The sequence below is a fragment of the Burkholderia sp. AU16741 genome, from assembly GCF_002223345.1.
GTDB classification, from domain to species: domain Bacteria; phylum Pseudomonadota; class Gammaproteobacteria; order Burkholderiales; family Burkholderiaceae; genus Burkholderia; species Burkholderia sola.
The window spans coordinates 113,640-131,426 of sequence record NZ_NKEZ01000003.1; the positions used below are offsets into that span (position 1 = coordinate 113,640).

General features: G+C 66.1%; 15 protein-coding genes and 1 pseudogene. 13 read left to right on the forward strand and 3 right to left on the reverse strand.

Features of this window, described 5'->3' with window-relative positions; translation table 11 throughout:
• Positions 1-133: 133 nt before the first annotated feature.
• Entirely contained in the window at positions 134-1,405 is a 1,272-nt protein-coding gene (locus tag CFB89_RS02890) for a glutamate-5-semialdehyde dehydrogenase (RefSeq protein WP_089466670.1), read from the forward strand.
• A 23-nt stretch (positions 1,406-1,428) separates the two neighbouring features.
• On the forward strand, positions 1,429-1,851 hold the full coding sequence (locus CFB89_RS02895) for a CopD family protein (protein WP_089466671.1): 423 nt from the start codon (positions 1,429-1,431) through the stop codon (positions 1,849-1,851).
• A 93-nt stretch (positions 1,852-1,944) separates the two neighbouring features.
• On the opposite strand, the gene CFB89_RS02900 is transcribed toward CFB89_RS02895, so the two are convergent.
• Entirely contained in the window at positions 1,945-2,793 is an 849-nt protein-coding gene (locus tag CFB89_RS02900; RefSeq protein ID WP_006753811.1) for a MurR/RpiR family transcriptional regulator, read from the reverse strand.
• 294 nt (positions 2,794-3,087) lie between these two features.
• On the opposite strand from CFB89_RS02900, the gene edd reads away from it, so the two are divergent.
• The 4 genes from edd to CFB89_RS02925 all read left to right on the forward strand — a co-directional run bounded on the left by edd (position 3,088) and on the right by CFB89_RS02925 (position 7,685).
• Positions 3,088-4,944 carry a phosphogluconate dehydratase gene (gene edd / locus CFB89_RS02905; RefSeq protein ID WP_089466672.1) on the forward strand — a complete coding sequence of 619 codons (1,857 nt, stop codon included), beginning with the start codon at positions 3,088-3,090 and terminating at the stop codon, positions 4,942-4,944.
• 19 nt (positions 4,945-4,963) lie between these two features.
• Positions 4,964-5,590 carry a bifunctional 4-hydroxy-2-oxoglutarate aldolase/2-dehydro-3-deoxy-phosphogluconate aldolase gene (gene eda / locus CFB89_RS02910; protein WP_089466673.1) on the forward strand — a complete coding sequence of 209 codons (627 nt, stop codon included), beginning with the start codon at positions 4,964-4,966 and terminating at the stop codon, positions 5,588-5,590.
• 216 nt (positions 5,591-5,806) lie between these two features.
• A complete protein-coding gene (locus CFB89_RS02920; RefSeq protein ID WP_089466674.1) occupies positions 5,807-7,168 on the forward strand; it encodes a GntP family permease in 1,362 nt (453 codons plus the stop codon).
• 13 nt (positions 7,169-7,181) lie between these two features.
• The gene (locus tag CFB89_RS02925; protein WP_089466675.1) at positions 7,182-7,685 is read left to right on the forward strand and encodes a gluconokinase; all 504 of its coding nucleotides are present in this window, start codon (positions 7,182-7,184) and stop codon (positions 7,683-7,685) included.
• Between the two features lie 71 nt (positions 7,686-7,756).
• Here the strand turns inward: CFB89_RS02925 and CFB89_RS02930 are convergent, their stop codons facing one another.
• The gene (locus CFB89_RS02930) at positions 7,757-8,404 is read right to left on the reverse strand and encodes a TetR/AcrR family transcriptional regulator (RefSeq protein WP_089466676.1); all 648 of its coding nucleotides are present in this window, start codon (positions 8,402-8,404) and stop codon (positions 7,757-7,759) included.
• A gap of 276 nt (positions 8,405-8,680) precedes the next feature.
• On the opposite strand from CFB89_RS02930, the gene CFB89_RS02935 reads away from it, so the two are divergent.
• Positions 8,681-10,102: an FAD-binding oxidoreductase gene (locus CFB89_RS02935; RefSeq protein ID WP_089466677.1), complete on the forward strand. Its 1,422-nt coding sequence runs from the start codon at positions 8,681-8,683 to the stop codon at positions 10,100-10,102.
• A 77-nt stretch (positions 10,103-10,179) separates the two neighbouring features.
• On the opposite strand, the gene purB is transcribed toward CFB89_RS02935, so the two are convergent.
• Complete coding sequence (gene purB, locus CFB89_RS02940; protein WP_089466678.1) at positions 10,180-11,568, reverse strand: adenylosuccinate lyase; 1,389 nt, start codon at positions 11,566-11,568, stop codon at positions 10,180-10,182.
• 267 nt (positions 11,569-11,835) lie between these two features.
• Here purB and CFB89_RS02945 point away from each other — a divergent pair, with 267 nt between their 5' ends.
• The 6 genes and pseudogenes from CFB89_RS02945 to CFB89_RS02970 all read left to right on the forward strand — a co-directional run bounded on the left by CFB89_RS02945 (position 11,836) and on the right by CFB89_RS02970 (position 17,741).
• Complete coding sequence (locus tag CFB89_RS02945; protein WP_089466679.1) at positions 11,836-12,801, forward strand: LysR substrate-binding domain-containing protein; 966 nt, start codon at positions 11,836-11,838, stop codon at positions 12,799-12,801.
• A gap of 276 nt (positions 12,802-13,077) precedes the next feature.
• Positions 13,078-14,364: a Glu/Leu/Phe/Val dehydrogenase gene (locus CFB89_RS02950; protein ID WP_011544584.1), complete on the forward strand. Its 1,287-nt coding sequence runs from the start codon at positions 13,078-13,080 to the stop codon at positions 14,362-14,364.
• Between the two features lie 261 nt (positions 14,365-14,625).
• Positions 14,626-15,519, forward strand: a complete 894-nt coding sequence (locus tag CFB89_RS02955; RefSeq protein WP_179233368.1) for a glutamate/aspartate ABC transporter substrate-binding protein — start codon at positions 14,626-14,628, stop codon at positions 15,517-15,519.
• Positions 15,520-15,603: 84 nt separating this feature from the next.
• Positions 15,604-16,344 carry an amino acid ABC transporter permease gene (locus CFB89_RS02960; RefSeq protein WP_077179112.1) on the forward strand — a complete coding sequence of 247 codons (741 nt, stop codon included), beginning with the start codon at positions 15,604-15,606 and terminating at the stop codon, positions 16,342-16,344.
• Positions 16,344-17,021, forward strand: a complete 678-nt coding sequence (gltK, locus tag CFB89_RS02965; RefSeq protein WP_089466681.1) for a glutamate/aspartate ABC transporter permease GltK — start codon at positions 16,344-16,346, stop codon at positions 17,019-17,021. The genes CFB89_RS02960 and gltK overlap by 1 nt, the downstream gene beginning before the upstream one ends.
• Positions 17,018-17,741 (forward strand): annotated as a pseudogene (locus CFB89_RS02970) (amino acid ABC transporter ATP-binding protein). Before gltK ends, CFB89_RS02970 begins: the two are co-directional and overlap by 4 nt.
• The last annotated feature ends 46 nt before the right edge of the window (positions 17,742-17,787 follow it).

Below are 17,787 nucleotides of genomic sequence, written 5' to 3' on the forward strand. Positions count from 1 at the left end.
GGGCGCCGCCCTGCGCGGCGCGGTTTCGCGGCCGCTACCCCGCTCGGGTGGTCATCCCCGGATAGCCGGATGGCCGTCCCGCTTCCCCCACGAATTCATGCCGCTTCGCGCGGCTCGCTTCTCGAGTCACACGATGGATATCGATCAGTACATGACCGACCTGGGCCGTCGCGCCCGGCACGCTTCCCGCGCGATGGCGCGCGCCAGCACGGCCGCGAAGAACGCGGCGCTCGACGCCGTGGCCCGCGCGATCGAACGCGACGCGCAGGCGCTGAAGGACGCGAATGCGCGCGATGTCGCCCGCGCTCGCGAAAAAGGGCTCGATGCGGCGTTCGTCGACCGCCTGACGCTGTCGGACAAGGCGCTGAACACGATGGTCGAGGGGCTGCGCCAGGTTGCGTCGCTGGCCGATCCGATCGGCGAGATCGGCAACCTGAAGTTCCGCCCGAGCGGGATCCAGGTCGGCCAGATGCGCGTGCCGCTCGGCGTGATCGGCATCATCTACGAGTCGCGCCCGAACGTGACGATCGACGCGGCCGCGCTGTGCCTGAAGTCGGGCAACGCGACGATCCTGCGCGGCGGCTCCGAAGCGCTCGAGTCGAACGCGGCGCTCGCGAAGCTGATCGGCGAAGGGCTCGAGGCGGCAGGCCTTCCGCACGACGCGGTGCAGGTCGTCGCGACGGCCGATCGCGCGGCGGTCGGCAAGCTGATCACGATGACCGAGTACGTCGACGTGATCGTGCCGCGCGGCGGCAAGAGCCTGATCGAGCGACTGATCAACGAGGCGCGCGTGCCGATGATCAAGCACCTCGACGGCATCTGCCACGTGTACGTCGACGATCGCGCCGATCTCGACAAGGCGCTGACCGTCTGCGACAACGCGAAGACGCACCGCTACGGCACCTGCAACACGATGGAGACGCTGCTCGTCGCGAGCGGCATCGCCGCGAAGCTGCTGCCGCCGCTCGGCAAGCTGTACCGCGACAAGCAGGTCGAACTGCGCGTCGACGCGGCCGCGCGGGCGGTGCTCGCCGATGCGGGCGTCGGCCCGCTCGTCGACGCGACCGAGGAAGACTGGCACACCGAATATCTGGCGCCGGTGCTCGCGATCAAGGTCGTCGACGGCCTCGACGCCGCGATCGAGCACATCAACCATTACGGCTCGCATCACACGGATGCGATCGTCACCGAGGATCACGACCGCGCGATGCGGTTCCTGCGCGAAGTCGATTCGGCGAGCGTGATGGTCAACGCGTCGACGCGCTTCGCGGATGGCTTCGAATTCGGCCTCGGCGCGGAAATCGGCATCTCGAACGACAAGCTGCACGCACGCGGCCCCGTCGGCCTGGAAGGGCTGACGTCGCTGAAGTACGTCGTGCTCGGGCACGGCGAAGGCCGTCAGTAAGTCAACCGCGAGGCGCACAATCGATGGCAATGCTCTGGGTCAAGACGTTCCATGTCGTTCTGATCGCCGCGTGGTTTGCAGGGTTGTTCTACCTGCCGCGCATCTACGTGAACCTGGCCATGGAGACCGATCCGGCCGCGGTGCGGCGCCTGCTGCTGATGGCGCGCAAGCTGTTCCGCTTCATGACGATGATCGCGGTGCCCGCGCTCGCGTGCGGGCTGTGGCTGTGGCTCGTGATCGGCATCGGCCAGGGGCAGGGCTGGATTCACGCGAAGGTGACGGTCGTGCTGCTGCTGATCGTCTATCACGCGTATTGCGGGCACCTGCTGAAGGTGTTCGAGCGCGGCGAGAACCGCCGCTCCGACAAGTGGTATCGCGTGTTCAACGAGCTGCCGGTGCTCGGCATGCTCGCGGCGGTCGCGCTGGTCGTGATCAAGCCGTTCTGAGCGGCGCGGCCGGCGAGTACGCCGCCATCGAATCATGTGCAACGGCGCCCCTTGGGGCGCCGTCGTTCGTTTACGCGCGGCGTTCCGCGACGGCTAGTCCTTCGTCGGGTCGTCGATGCGGCGCCGCGTGATCGCTTCCTTCGCGCGGCCGACGCGCTCCATCAGCGCGGGCCCGCGCGACAGCGCGACGCCGACCGCGAGAATGTCGCCGATCGCGAGATGGGACATCCGCGACGTCATCGGCGAGAACACGTCCGTTTCCTCGGCGACGTTCGACGCGAGGCTGACCGTCGCGAGCTTCGCGAGCGGCGAATGGCTCTGCGTGATCGCGACGACTTTCGCGCCGCACGCGAGCGCGGAGCGCGCGGCGTCGACGATGTCGCGCGTGCGGCCGGTGTTCGAGATCGCGACGACGACGTCGTGCGGCCCGAGCAGCGCCGACGACATCGAGAACGTATGCGGATCCGAATACGCGACGCTCGGCACGCCGAGCCGGAAGAACTTGTGCTGGATGTCCTGCGCGGCGATGCCCGAGCCGCCGGCGCCGTAGAACTCGATCCTCGACGCGTTCGACAGCAGCGCGATCGCGTCGGCGACGCTGCCGGCGGACAGGCTGTTGCGCACCTCGATCAGCGCGCCGATCGTGCGGTCGAACACCTTGCCGATGATGCCGGGCGCCGGTTCGTTCGGCTCGACGTCGCGGTACACCGACGACACGCCCGGCGCGACGCTCTGCGCGAGCCGGATCTTGAATTCGCGAAAGCCGCTGCAGCCGAGCGCCTGGCAGAAGCGCGCGATGGTCGGCTGGCTGACGCCCGCGCGGGTCGACAGCTCGGTCATCGCGAGGTCGAGCACCTCGCGCGGCGCGGCGAGAATGTAGTCGGCGAGCTTGCGCTCGGACGGGCGCAGCTCGGCGCGGATCGCTTCAATGCGAGGCAGCATGGGACGGCACGTGGAAATCGGGTTCGGATGAGCGAGTGTATCGCAATCGAATTGTAGAAAATCTACATGAAAATACTAGCGCAATCGCAACGGTTTCGACGCAAGGTAAGCCACGCGAATTAGGGTTTTCACTGATTAAACCCTTGCTGGTGGCGGGAATAAGGGTTGCGTACGAATCGATCTGCATTGCATGCTTGTAGTTTTTCTACTAGACTGGCTGCGTTCGATCGACGAAGCTCGACCGTCCCCACGATTCCAACCGCCGGTGTCGGCCGGCATACAGGAGCGCCCAGCATGACGTCGCTGCACCCCACTCTGGCGAAGGTCACCGAACGCGTGATCGCCCGCAGCCAATCGACCCGTTCCGCCTATCTGCAGCGCATCGACGGCGCGCAAGGCAAGTTCCCGGCACGCGGCGCGCTGTCGTGCGCGAACCTCGCGCACGGCTTCGCGGGCCTCGAGGGTAACGACAAGTTCTCGATCAAGGCGATTCGCGAGCCGAACATCGGCATCGTGTCCTCGTACAACGAGATGCTGTCCGCGCATGCGCCGTACAAGGATTTCCCCGAAATCATCAAGGCGGCCGCGCGCGAGAACGGCGGCGTCGCGCAATTCGCGGGCGGCGTGCCGGCGATGTGCGACGGCGTCACGCAGGGCAACCCGGGGATGGAGCTGTCGCTGTTCTCGCGCGAGGCGATCGCGATGGGCACGGCGATCGCGCTCACGCACAACATGTTCGATGCGGCGCTCTGCCTCGGCATCTGCGACAAGATCGTGCCGGGCCTCCTGATCGGCGCGCTGCAGTTCGGCCACCTGCCGACGATCTTCGTGCCGGCCGGCCCGATGACGAGCGGCCTGTCGAACGACGACAAGGCGAAGATCCGCCAGCAGTTCGCGACCGGCCAGGTCGGCCGCGACGCGCTGCTCGAAGCCGAATCGGCCGCGTATCACGGCCACGGCACCTGTACGTTCTACGGCACCGCGAACAGCAACCAGATGCTGATGGAGCTGATGGGGCTGCACCTGCCGGGCTCGGCATTCGTTCATCCGCACACGCCGTTGCGCACCGCGCTGACGGCCGAGGCCGCGCGCCGCGTGCTCGACCTGACCGTCGAGCGCGGCCAGTACACGCCGATCGGCCATGTGATCGACGAAAAGGCGATCGTCAACGGGATCGTCGCGCTGCTCGCGACGGGCGGCTCGACCAACCACACGCTGCACCTCGTCGCGATCGCGCGCGCGGCCGGCATCCTGATCGACTGGAACGACTTCGACGAGCTGTCGGCGGTCGTGCCGCTGCTCGCGAAGATCTACCCGAACGGCAAGGCCGACGTGAACCATTTCCACGCGGCGGGCGGTGTCGCGTTCCTGGTGCGCAACCTGCTCGAAGGCGGGCTGCTGCACGAGGACGTGACGACGGTCGCCGGCAAGGGGCTCGCGCACTACACGAAGGAGCCGAAGCTGATCGACGGCAAGCTGGCGTGGGTCGACGGCGCGGCCGAGAGCCACGACACGAAGGTGCTGCGCGGCATTCGCGACCCGTTCCAGCCGGACGGCGGGCTGCGCCTGATGCAGGGCCGGCTCGGCCGCGGCGTGATCAAGATCTCGGCGGTCGCGCCCGAGCACCGCAAGGTGAAGGCGCCCGCGATCGTGTTCGACTCGCAGGAAGCCGTGCAGGCAGCGTTCGATCGCGGCGAACTGAAGCGCGATTTCGTCGCGGTGGTGCGCTTTCAGGGCGCGCGCGCGAACGGCATGCCCGAGCTGCACCGTTTGACGCCGCTGCTCGGCGTGCTGCAGGATCAGGGCTTCCACGTCGCGCTGGTGACCGACGGCCGCATGTCGGGCGCGTCGGGCAAGGTGCCGGCCGTGATCCACGTGTCGCCGGAAGCGTTGCTGGCCGGCCCGATCGGCAAGGTGCAGACGGGCGACGTGCTCGTGATCGACGCGGATGCCGGCGTGCTCGACCTCGAGGTCGACGACGCCGAGTGGCGCGCGCGCCCGGTCGCGCAGCCGCAGCACCAGGCCGAGAACGAAGTCGGTTTCGGGCGCGAACTGTTCGGCGTGTTCCGCGCGGCGGCCGCGCCGGCCGAGCAGGGCGCATCGGTTTTCGGGGCGCTGGTCGGCGAAACGGCCGCCAGCGTCGCCGCATGAATTTCAAGGAGCCAATTCAATGAAGACGATTGCTGAAATCGTGAAGCTGGGCCCGGTCATTCCGGTGCTCGCATTCGACTCGGTCGAGCAGGGCGAAAACGTGTCGCGTGCATTGCACGCGGGCGGCGTGAAGGTGCTCGAGATCACGCTGCGCACGCCGGCCGGCATCGAGGCGATCCAGCGCGCGAGCCAGCTCGCGGACGACATCGTCGTCGGCGTCGGCACGATCACGAAGCCTGAGCACTGCGCGCAGGCGAAGCGTGCGGGCGCCAAGTTCGGCGTGTCGCCGGGCCTCACGAAGGAACTGCACCTCGCGTCGCTCGACGCGGGCCTGCCGCTGCTGCCGGGCGTGATGACGCCGAGCGACATCATCCAGGCGCTCGAATTCGGCTACGACATCGTGAAATTCTTCCCCGCGCAGCAGGCGGGCGGCGTGCCGATGCTGCAGGCGTTCCACGGCCCGTTCCCGGCGCTGAAGTTCTGCCCGACGGGCGGCATCACGGTCGACACCGCGCCGAACTTCCTGAAACTGCCGAACGTCGTGTGCGTCGGCGGCTCGTGGCTCACGCCGAAGGCCGCGCTCGCCGCGCAGGACTGGGCCGAAGTCACGCGCCTCGCGCAAGCGGCGAGTCAGCTGCCCCGTTAAGCCTTGCATGAAATGAAGATCGCGCCCTCGGAAAGCAAGCGTTAGTGCTTGTTTTACCGAGGGTTTTTGCTGATGGAACCGGTTCTATCCGCAGGCCGCAAAGATAAGTAAAATTCAGCGTCCTGACGGGGGGTACCCCCGTGTTTCGGAGACCCGCATAGCCGGGCATACTCGCAACGACTCGCCCGGTTCGAACAATTCTAGGAGGAGTGCCACATGGGGGCCGTCCAAGGCAGCATGCTGCTCGTATTCACGCTGATCGCGATTGCCGCGCTGATCCTGATGATCGCGCGCTACAAGATCTACCCGTTCCTGGTGCTGATCATCGTTTCGCTCGGCCTTGGCCTCGTCGTCGGCATGCCGATGGACAAGATCGTCAAGTCGTTCGAAACGGGCACCGGCGGCACGCTCGGCCACATCGCGATCGTCGTCGGCCTCGGCACGATGCTCGGCAAGATGATGGCCGAATCGGGCGGCGCCGAGCGGATCGCGACCACGCTGATCGACTGGTTCGGTGAAAAGAACATCCACTGGGCGATGATGTTCGTCGCGATCATCGTCGGCCTGCCGGTGTTCTTCGAAGTCGGCTTCGTGCTGCTGATCCCGATCGCGTTCAACGTCGCGAAGCGCACCGGCAAGTCGCTGCTCGTCGTCGGCCTGCCGATGGTGGCCGGCCTGTCGGTCGTGCACGGGCTGATCCCGCCGCACCCGGCCGCGCTGCTGGCCGTCCAGCAATATGGCGCCGATATCGGCAAGACGATCGCGTTCGGCCTCGTCGTCGGCGTGCCGACCGCGATCATCGCGGGCCCGCTGTTCGCGCTGATGATCTCGAAGTTCGTGAAGCTGCCGGAAAACAACCCGCTCGCGTCGCAATTCGTCGATTCGAACGCGGAGGGCCGCCAGCGCGAACTGCCGAGCTTCGGCATCACGCTGTTCACGATCCTGCTGCCCGTCGTGCTGATGCTCGTCGGCAGCTGGGCCGACCTGGTGTTCACGCCGAAGTCGCTGCCGAACAACCTGCTGCGTTTTGCCGGCAATTCCGACGTCGCGCTGCTGATTGCCGTGCTCGTGAGCTTCTGGACCTTCGGCGCGAAGCAGGGCTTCAACCGCGACCAGATCCAGAAGTTCTGCGGCGAGTGCCTCGCGCCGATCGCCGGCATCACGCTGATCGTCGGCGCGGGCGGCGGCTTCGGCGGCGTCCTGCGCGACAGCGGGATCTCGCAGCAGATCGTCGAGACCGCGAAGCACGCGCACCTGTCGCCGCTGCTGCTCGGCTGGTTCGTCGCGGCGCTGATGCGTCTCGCGACGGGTTCGGCGACGGTCGCGATGACGACGGCCTGCGGCATCGTCGCGCCGATCGCGGCGGCGGCCGGCACGACGGTCAGCCCGGAGCTGCTGGTGCTCGCGACGGGCTCGGGCTCGCTGATCTTCTCGCACGTGAACGACGGCGGCTTCTGGCTGATCAAGGAATACTTCGGGATGACGGTCGGCCAGACGTTCAAGACCTGGTCGCTGCTTGAAACCATCATCTCGGTGCTCGGTCTCAGTTTTACGCTGCTGCTGAGCATGGTTCTGTAACAAGGGGTAGTCAATGATTCTGATCGCAATGGGCGTGTCGGGCGCGGGCAAGTCGCTGATCGGCGAAATGCTGGCGGAACGCCTGTCGTGCAGCTATACCGACGGCGACGCGTTTCACAGCGCGGCGAACAAGGAAAAGATGCACCACGGCATTCCGCTGACCGATGAAGACCGCTGGCCGTGGCTGCGCACGATCCGCGCGGCCATCGAGGAAAAGCAGCGCGCGGGCGAAACGGCCGTGTTCACGTGCTCGTCGCTGAAGCGCTCTTACCGCGACGTGCTGCGCGGCACCGACACCGACGTGCGGTTCGTGTATCTGAAGGGTTCGTTCGAGGTGTTGCAGGAGCGTCTGAAGAGCCGCACCGGCCATTTCTTCGATCCGTCGCTACTGACGAGCCAGCTCGACACGCTCGAGGAACCGGGCCCGGACGAGGCGATCGAGGTCAGCATCGAACTGACGCCCGAGCAGATCGTCGATCAGGTCATGCTGAAGATCGGCCTCGCGCATCAGCACTGAGCGCGGTTCGCGGTCGTCGTCATCGACAAGGCGCCTTCGGGCGCCTTTTTCGTGGGCGGCGCGGCCGCCGGTCAGGCCGTGCGTGCGCGTTGCGCGATGCCGTCGAGCAGCACGTCGAGCATCGTGTCGTGCACGACCGCCGGATCGAGCTGCGCGTACAGCGGGGCGGCCGACTTGACGAGCGGATGCGCGGCGTCGGACAGCGCGTGCATTTCCGCGAGCTCGACGTCGTTCGCGGGGCGGGTGAGGCCGCCCGCCTCGGCGGCGGCGAGGCCGATCACGCTCGCGTACCAGCCGACGCATACCGACGGCAGCGCCGCGCGCGGGATGCCGGCGTCGGTCAGCGCGCGATGCACGGCCTCGATGTGCGCGAGATCGGCCGGGCCGGTGCTCATGTGCCGCTGCAGCAGCGCGAACGCGGCCGGATAGCGCAGCGCGAGCGCACGGTACTGGCGCGCGAGGTCGCGCAGCCGTTCGCGCCACGGCAGTGACGGATCGACCGGCACGAGCGAGCGCGACAGCGCATTCGCGATCGCGCGGCTCAGGCCCTCCTTCGACTTGAAGTGATACAGCACGCTCATCGGGTCGCAGCCGACCGATTGCGCGAGCTTGCGCACGCTGAACGCCGCTTCGCCTACGTCTTCGAGCAGCGCGAGCGCGGCCGCGACGAGTGCGTCCTTGTCGAGGCCGCGCGGCCCTTGGGCGGGTTTGTCTTTCATCGAGGCAGGCTGGTATGCCGGCACGGCGCCGACTGTAATCTTGACGAAAGCTTATTCTACACTGTAGAATTATTTCTGCGGTGTAGAAATTGGGTGTCCCGGCACCTTTCAATACGTGCTTTCGCACAGTCCGGGATCCAGGCGGCACGAGCGCGCCGCCGTCAACACGGGCCGTCGCGCCCCTTTTCTCGTTGACACCCATGTGGAACCGGCTGCCCCCACCCGCGAAGCCAGCAGGCTCTTCGACAGGCGGCCCAAGACCATGCAAGTGCAATCATGACGTCCAACAACAAGCCCTTGATCCAGGGCGAAGCGCGTTTCGAGCAAACGCAACTGAACATCGAAAAAGACAACTGGAACTGGTGCGATCCGGCCCGCTACGAAGGCGGGCGCCCGGCCAACTGGTACGAGGCGTCGTTGTCGCGCCATGAAAACAGCGCGCCGCTCGCGCACGACGCCGTCTGCGACGTGCTCGTGATCGGCGCCGGCTTGCTCGGCGCATCGGCCGCGCTGCATCTCGCGGAAGCGGGCGTCGACACGATCCTCGTCGACAAGCATCACGTCGGCTCGGCCGCGTCGGGCCGCAACGGCGGGCAACTGACGCCCGGCCTTGCGCGCTGGGAAGCCGCCGACATGATCGAGAACCTGTCGCACGACGATGCGAAGCGGCTGTGGCGCTTCGCGTCGGCCGAGTCGATGGACCTGATCGACGGGATCGGCGCGCGCTACGTGCTCGATCTCGACCGCAAGCGCGGCCACGTCACGGCGGCGGTCCACCCGGGCCACATGAGCGCGCTGCTCGACGGCGCGGATGCGCGCCGTCATCTCGGCGACGCCGGCGTGACGCTCGTCGGCCGCCATCAGCTGCACGACGAATACGTGCGCTCGGGGCTGTATCACGGCGCGGCGATCGACGCGCTCGGCGGGCAGATCCATCCGCTCGCGCTGGTGCGCGGCCTCGTGCACGGCTTCCGTTTGAACGGCGGCGCATTGTACGAGGGCACCGAGGTGCTCGAACTCGACGAGACGCCCGCGGGCGTCGTCGCGACCACGCCGGGCGGCACGATCACCGCGCGCCGCGGCGTCGTGCTCGCGCTGCACAACACGACGTTCCGGCTGCTCGACGACGGCGCGGCGACCACGGTGCCGTTCTTCACGTACGTGAGCGTGACGGCGCCGCTCGACGTCGACGTCGCGACGCTGATGCCGGCCGGCATGCCGGTGTACGACACGCAGTTCCAGATCGACTACTACCGGCCGGTGCGCGGCAACCGTCTGCTGTTCGGCGGGCAGGGCACCGGCAGCTGCTGGGCGCAGCCCGACGTCAACGCGTATCTGCTGACGCGGCTGAACACGGTGTTTGCGCAGCACGACGGCCGCTTCGCGCTCGACTACTGCTGGAGCGGCGTCAGCGACTTCACGCTGAACGGCGCGACCGACAGCCGCAAGACCGACGGCCGCGTGCCGATGTACATGGTGCAGGGCTGGAGCGGGCACGGCGTCGCGCAGACGGTGCGGATCGGCAAGGCGATCTGCGACGATTTCGTCGGCCGCAACGACGATTTCTCGATGCTCACGAGCATCGACCATCGCGCGATTCCGCTCGGCCGGCAGTTGTCGCCGATCGCGATTCCCGCCGCGAAGGCCGCGATGAGCGTGATGAGCGCACTGAACCCGGGGCGGATGATCTCGTTCTGACCGGCTGCGTCAGGCAACAAAAAGCCCGATGCGAATCGCTTCGCATCGGGCTTTTTTGCGTCAGGCGACGGCGGCGCTTACGCGATCCGCTTCGCGAGTTCGACGGCCTTGCCGATGTACGACGCCGGCGTCATCGCGAGCAGGCGATCCTTCGCATCCTGCGGGATCGCGAGCGTGCCGACGAATTCCTGCAGCGCTTCGCGCGTGATGCCCTTGCCGCGCGTCAGTTCCTTCAACTGCTCGTACGGGTTCTCGATGCCGTAGCGGCGCATCACCGTCTGCACCGGCTCCGCGAGCACTTCCCAGCAGTTGTCGAGATCTTCGTTCAGGCGCTGCGGGTTTACTTCGAGCTTGTCGAGGCCGCGGATCAGCGAGTCGTACGCGAGCAGCGAGTAGCCGAGCGCGACGCCCATGTTGCGCAGCACCGTCGAGTCGGTCAGGTCGCGCTGCCAGCGCGACACCGGCAGCTTGTCGGCGAGGTGGCGCAGCGTAGCGTTCGCGAGGCCGAGGTTGCCTTCCGAGTTCTCGAAGTCGATCGGGTTGACCTTGTGCGGCATCGTCGACGAGCCGATTTCGCCGGCCTTCGTCTTCTGCTTGAAGTAGCCGACCGAGATGTAGCCCCACACGTCGCGGTCGAGGTCGAGCAGGATCGTGTTCGCGCGCGCCACGGCGTCGAACAGTTCGGCCATGTAGTCGTGCGGCTCGATCTGGATCGTGTACGGGTTGAACGTGAGCTTCAGGCGGTTCTCGATCACGTCGCGCGAGAACGCTTCCCAGTCGAATTCCGGATACGCGGACAGATGCGCGTTGAAGTTGCCGACCGCGCCGTTCATCTTGCCGAGGATCTCGACCTTCTCGATGCGCGCGATCGCGCGGGCGAGGCGCGCGGCGACGTTCGCGAGTTCCTTGCCGAGCGTCGTCGGGCTGGCCGGCTGGCCGTGCGTGCGCGACAGCATCGGCTGGTCGGCGTGCGCGTGCGACAGCGCGACGAGGCGCTGGTAGACCGTGCGCAGTGCCGGCAGGATCACGTGTTCGCGCGCGCCGGCGAGCATCATCCCGTGCGACGTGTTGTTGATGTCCTCGGACGTGCACGCGAAGTGGATGAATTCGCTCGCCTTCTCGAGTTCGGCCTGGCCCTTCACCGATTCCTTCAGCCAGTATTCGACGGCCTTCACGTCGTGGTTCGTCACGCGCTCGATTTCCTTGATGCGCGCGGCGTCGTGCGCGGTGAAGCGTTCGGCGAGCTGCAGCAGGAATTGCTCGGAGGCTTCCGAGAAGCGCGGGACTTCCGCGAAGCCGGCGCGCGACAGCGCGATCAGCCAGTGCACCTCGACGGTGACGCGGTGGCGCATGAAGGTGGCTTCGGAGAGCCAGTCGCGCAGCGCTTCGGTCTTGCTGGCGTAGCGGCCGTCGATGGGCGAGAGCGCGGTGAGGGCGAAAAGCGTATCGGGACGAGTGTCGGACATGATCGGGCAGGGCCTTTTGGGGCCGGGGCGAACGAGGGGAGGAGAATCCGGCATTTTACCATCGGCGCGCGTCGGTTCCGGCCGAACCGGTCCAGCCGCGCTTGCCGCGGGCACACGACGTCCGGGCGGTGCCGGGGCGGCGCGCGAACGGCGTGCCGGCGCTCGTCCACACAGGCGCTCCGGCCCGCGCGCCAAGCCGCCGGCCGGGCCCGCCCGCCGGTAGAATGCTGGCTTCTTTCCCGACCGCCGCCCGCCGCGCCCGCCTGCATGGAACTGAAATGGCTCGAAGACTTCGTCTCGCTCGCGGAAACGCGCAGCTTTAGCCGGTCTGCCGAGTTGCGGCACGTGTCGCAGCCGGCGTTTTCGCGGCGCATCCAGGCGCTCGAGGCGTGGCTCGCGACCGAGCTGATCGATCGTTCGGTGTATCCGACGCGGCTCACGCAGGCCGGACAGATCTTCTACGAGCAGGCACTGACGATGCTGTCGCAGGCGCACGAGGCGCGCACGCTGCTGCGCGGCCACGTCGGCGCGCCGGTGCCGACGATCGAATTCGCGGTGCCGCACACGCTGTCGCTCACGTATTTTCCGCGCTGGCTCGAGCGGATCGAGGCGAAGATGGGCCAGGTCCACACGCGCCTGCGTGCGCTGAACGTGCACGACGCGGTGCTGTCGCTCGTCGAGGGCGGCTGCGATCTCGTGATGGGCTATCACCACCCGAGCCACCCGGTCGCGCTCGACCCGGCCCGCTACGACATGCTGGTTCTCGGCAGCGAGCCGATTAGCCCGTTCTCGGCGCCCGGCCGCGCGGGCCGGCCGCGCCACACGCTGCCGGGCGCGGCCGACGCGCGCGTGCCGTACCTGTCGTATACGCCGAACGCGTATCTCGGCCGGATGACCGAAGTCATCATCGCGAACGCGCCGACGCGGCTGTTCCTCGATCGCGTGTACGAAACCGACATGGCCGAAGGGCTGAAGGCGATGGCGCTCGCGGGCCACGGCGTCGCGTTCCTGCCGCACAGCGCGGTCGACGATGCGGTCGCGGGCGGCCGGCTGATCCGCCTCGACCGGTCGGCGCGCGGCGGCGCGCATCCGTTCACGCTGACGATGGAGATCCGGCTGTACTGCGACAAGCTCGCGCTGCAGGGCGACGATCCGCGACAGAAGCTCGTGCGCGCGCTATGGGACGTCGTGCGCGACGAACTGCGCGAGACCGCCGGCGACACCGCCGGTTAACCGCCGGCGGTTAATCCGGCCGATCGGCTCACTCAACTGACGGCGAGCTTGCAACTTCTGTCGGACGGCTGTCCGGCGGCTGGTCCGCATCCACGCAATCGGATTTTTCACGAACGCGATGCGGGCCCGATCGCGGGCGTTCTTGCGCAAATCGACCGCCGATTTGCAAAAAATCGCGATCATGCAAGAAACGCATAATCGAATAAACAAACGGCATTGGATAAAAAAAACGGGTTTTTCGACAATGTGCGCAATCCGTTGAACGTTGGAGCTTCCATGTCTTCGCAACAGCAGTCCATCCCGTCCTACCTGCACGCCGACGATCTCGGCCCGTGGGGCAACTACCTTCAGCAGGTCGATCGCGTCGCGCCGTACCTCGGTTCGCTGTCGCGCTGGCTCGAAACGCTGAAGCGTCCGAAGCGCATCCTGATCGTCGACTGCCCGATCGAGCTCGACAACGGCACCGTCGCGCACTTCGAGGGCTATCGCGTGCAGCACAACGTGTCGCGCGGCCCGGGCAAGGGCGGCGTGCGCTACCACCAGGACGTGACGCTGTCGGAAGTGATGGCGCTGTCGGCATGGATGTCGGTGAAGAACGCGGCCGTGAACGTGCCGTATGGCGGTGCGAAGGGCGGCATCCGCGTCGACCCGCGCAAGCTGTCGCGTGGCGAGCTCGAGCGCGTGACGCGCCGCTACACCAGCGAAATCGGCATCATCATCGGGCCGAACACCGACATTCCGGCGCCGGACGTCAACACCAACGAACAGGTGATGGCGTGGATGATGGACACGTACTCGATGAACCAGGGCCAGACGTCGACCGGCGTCGTGACCGGCAAGCCGATCGCGCTCGGCGGTTCGCTCGGCCGCAAGGAAGCGACGGGCCGCGGCGTGTTCGTCGTCGGCTCCGAAGCGGCGAAGAAGAAGGGCCTGGAAATCGAAGGCGCGCGCATCGCGGTGCAGGGCTTCGGCAACGTCGGCGGCATCGCGGCGAAGCTGTTCCAGGAAGCGGGCGCGAAGGTGATCGCGGTGCAGGATCACACGGGCACGATCTACCAGCCGGCCGGCCTCGATTCGAACAAGCTGCTCGACCACGTCGCACGCACGGGCGGCGTCGCGGGCTTCGAAGGCGCGGAACCGATGCCGAACGACGAGTTCTGGACGGTCGAGACCGACATCCTGATCCCGGCGGCGCTGGAAAACCAGATCACCGAGAAGAACGCGGCGAAGATCCGCACGAAGATCGTCGTCGAAGGCGCGAACGGCCCGACGACGACGGCGGCGGACGACATCCTGAGCGCGAACGGCGTGCTCGTGATCCCCGACGTGATCGCGAATGCGGGCGGCGTGACCGTGTCGTACTTCGAGTGGGTGCAGGATTTCTCGAGCTTCTTCTGGACGGAAGACGAGATCAACCATCGTCTCGAGCGCGTGATGCGCGAAGCGTTCGCCGGCGTGTGGGCGGTCGCGGAAGAGCACAAGGTGACGGTGCGCACGGCGGCGTTCATCGTCGCGTGCAAGCGCATCCTGATGGCGCGCGAAATGCGCGGCCTCTACCCCTGATCGGACGTCCCTGGCCGGGCGCCCCTGACCGGGCGTCCCAGATCATCGATCATGAAAGATTCATGACGCAATCCACCCGATTGCGGATGTGAACCCTCGCGGGCGGTGCCGAATCCGGCACCGCCCGCGCGTGCATTTGGAGCGCCCGGAGCCGGGAGGACGGCTTCGCACAGGGCGATTCGTAGTGCGGTAAACAACCAGTACTTTCAAAAATATTACTTTGATACACTGGCGCGGGTTTTAGCCAAGGAGATGACCAAAATGAAATACCACAAGGCAGTCCTGATGGCCGCGGCGCTTTGCGCGTTCGCAAGCGGCGCGCATGCTCAGGAGACTGGCACGCTGAAGAAGATCAAGGATACGGGCGTGATCGCGCTGGGCCACCGCGAATCGTCGATTCCGTTCTCCTACTACGACCAGAACCAGCAGGTGGTCGGCTATTCGCGCGACTTCCAGATGAAGATCGTGGACGCGGTGAAGAAGAAGCTGAACCTGCCGAACCTGCAGGTGAAGAACATCCCCGTCACGTCGCAGAACCGCATCCCGCTCGTGCAGAACGGCACGGTCGACATCGAGTGCGGCTCGACGACCAACAACCTCGAGCGTCAGCAGCAAGCCGCGTTCTCCGACACGATCTTCGTGATCGGCACGCGCCTGATGACGAAGAAGGATTCGGGCGTCAAGGATTTCGCCGACCTGAAGGGCAAGACGGTCGTGACGACGGCCGGCACGACGTCGGAGCGCCTGCTGCGCAAGATGAACAACGACAAGCAGCTCGGCATGAACATCATCAGCGCGAAGGATCACGGCGATTCGTTCAACACGCTGGAATCGGGCCGCGCGGTCGCGTTCATGATGGATGACGCGCTGCTCGCGGGCGAGCGCGCGAAGGCGAAGCAGCCGGGCGAATGGGTGATCGTCGGCACGCCGCAATCGGAAGAGGCTTACGGCTGCATGATGCGCAAGGGCGACACCGACTTCAAGAAGGTCGTCGACGACGCGATCTCGCAAGTCGAGAAGTCGGGCGAAGCCGCGAAGATTTACGCGAAGTGGTTCGAGAACCCGATCCCGCCGAAGGGGCTGAACCTGAACTTCCCGCTGTCCGAGTCGATGAAGAAGCTGTACGCGAACCCGAACGACAAGGCGCTCGACTGACCGCACGGCCGTTGATGCAGAAATGACGCTCATGAAACGGAAGAGGCCACGCTTCTTCCGTTTCTTTTTGCTGGAGTCTTGCCCATGTCTTACCACTGGAACTGGGGCATCTTTCTGAGCCCCGTGTCGACCGGCGAGCCGACGACTTATTTCGGATGGCTGATGTCCGGCTTCTGGGTGACGATCGAAGTGTCGCTCGTCGCCTGGGTCATCGCGCTGATCGTCGGGTCGCTGTTCGGCGTGCTGCGCACCGTGCCGAACAAGTGGCTCGCCGCGATCGGCACCGTGTACGTGTCGATCTTCCGGAACATCCCGCTGATCGTGCAGTTCTTCGTCTGGTATCTCGTGATACCCGAGTTGCTGCCCGCGTCGATCGGCACCTGGATCAAGCAGTTGCCGCCCGGCACGCAGTTCTTTACCGCGTCGATCATCTGTCTCGGCCTGTTCACCGGCGCGCGCGTGTGCGAACAGGTGCGCTCGGGCATCAACGCGCTGCCGAAGGGCCAGCGCGCGGCCGGCCTCGCGATGGGCTTCACGCAATGGCAGACGTATCGCTACGTGCTGCTGCCCGTCGCGTACCGGATCATCGTGCCGCCGCTCACGTCGGAATTCCTGAACATCTTCAAGAACTCCGCCGTCGCGTCGACGATCGGCCTGCTCGACCTGTCCGCGCAGGCGCGCCAGCTCGTCGACTACACCGCGCAGACCTACGAGTCGTTCATCGCCGTGACGCTCGCGTACGTGCTGATCAACCTCGTCGTGATGGCGTTCATGCGCTGGATCGAAGGCCGTACGCGGCTGCCCGGCTACATCGGAGGCAAGTGATGCATCAGTTCGACTGGAGTAGTATTCCCGGCGCGCTGCCGACGCTGTGGTCGGGTGCGATCGTCACGTTCAAGATCACGCTGATCGCGATCGTGATCGGCATCGTCTGGGGCACGCTGCTGGCGCTGCTGCGGCTGTCCGGCGTGAAGCCGCTCGCGTGGTTCGCGAAAGCGTACGTGACGGTGTTCCGCTCGATCCCGCTCGTGATGGTGCTGCTGTGGTTCTTCCTGATCGTGCCGCAATTGCTGCAGGGCGTGCTCGGGCTGTCGCCGACGATCGACATCCGCCTCGCCTCGGCGATGGTCGCGTTCTCGTTGTTCGAGGCCGCGTATTATTCCGAGATCATCCGCGCCGGCATCCAGGCGGTGCCGCGCGGGCAGGTGAATGCCGCGTTCGCGCTCGGTATGAACTACGCGCAGGCGATGCGCCTCGTGATCCTGCCGCAGGCGTTCCGCGCGATGGTTCCGCTGCTGCTCACGCAGGCGATCGTCCTGTTCCAGGATACGTCGCTCGTGTACGTGATCAGTCTCGCGGACTTCTTCCGCACGGCCGCCAACGTCGGCGATCGCGACGGCACGACCGTCGAGATGGTCCTGTTCGCCGGCGCATGCTATTTCGTGATTTGCTCGTTGGCGTCTGCTCTCGTCAAGGGTCTCCAGAAAAAGGTCACAAGATGATTTCCATCAAGAACGTTTCGAAGTGGTACGGCCAGTTTCAGGTCCTCACCGAATGCACGACCGAGGTGAAGAAAGGCGAAGTGGTCGTCGTGTGCGGCCCGTCGGGCTCGGGCAAGTCGACGCTGATCAAGACCGTGAACGGCCTGGAGCCGTTCCAGCAGGGCGAGATCCTCGTGAACGGGCAGTCGGTCGGCGACAAGAAGACGAACCTGTCGAAGCTGCGCTCGAAGGTCGGGATGGTGTTCCAGCATTTCGAGCTGTTCCCGCACCTGTCGATCACCGAGAACCTGACGCTCGCGCAGATCAAGGTGCTCGGCCGCGGCAAGGACGAAGCGAACGAGAAGGGCATGAAGCTGCTCGATCGCGTCGGCCTGAAGGCGCATGCGCACAAGTATCCGGGCCAGTTGTCGGGCGGCCAGCAGCAGCGTGTCGCGATCGCGCGCGCTGTCGATGGACCCGATCGCGATGCTGTTCGACGAGCCGACGTCCGCGCTCGATCCCGAGATGATCAACGAAGTGCTCGACGTGATGGTCGAACTCGCGCAGGAAGGGATGACGATGATGGTCGTCACGCACGAGATGGGCTTCGCGAAGAAGGTCGCGCATCGCGTGATCTTCATGGACAAGGGCGCGATCGTCGAGGACGACCGCAAGGACGATTTCTTCTCGAATCCGAAGTCGGAGCGCGCGAAGGACTTCCTCGCGAAAATCCTGCACTGACGCGCGTTCGCGCGTTTTTTCGCGCGGCCATGCGAAAACCGCCCGG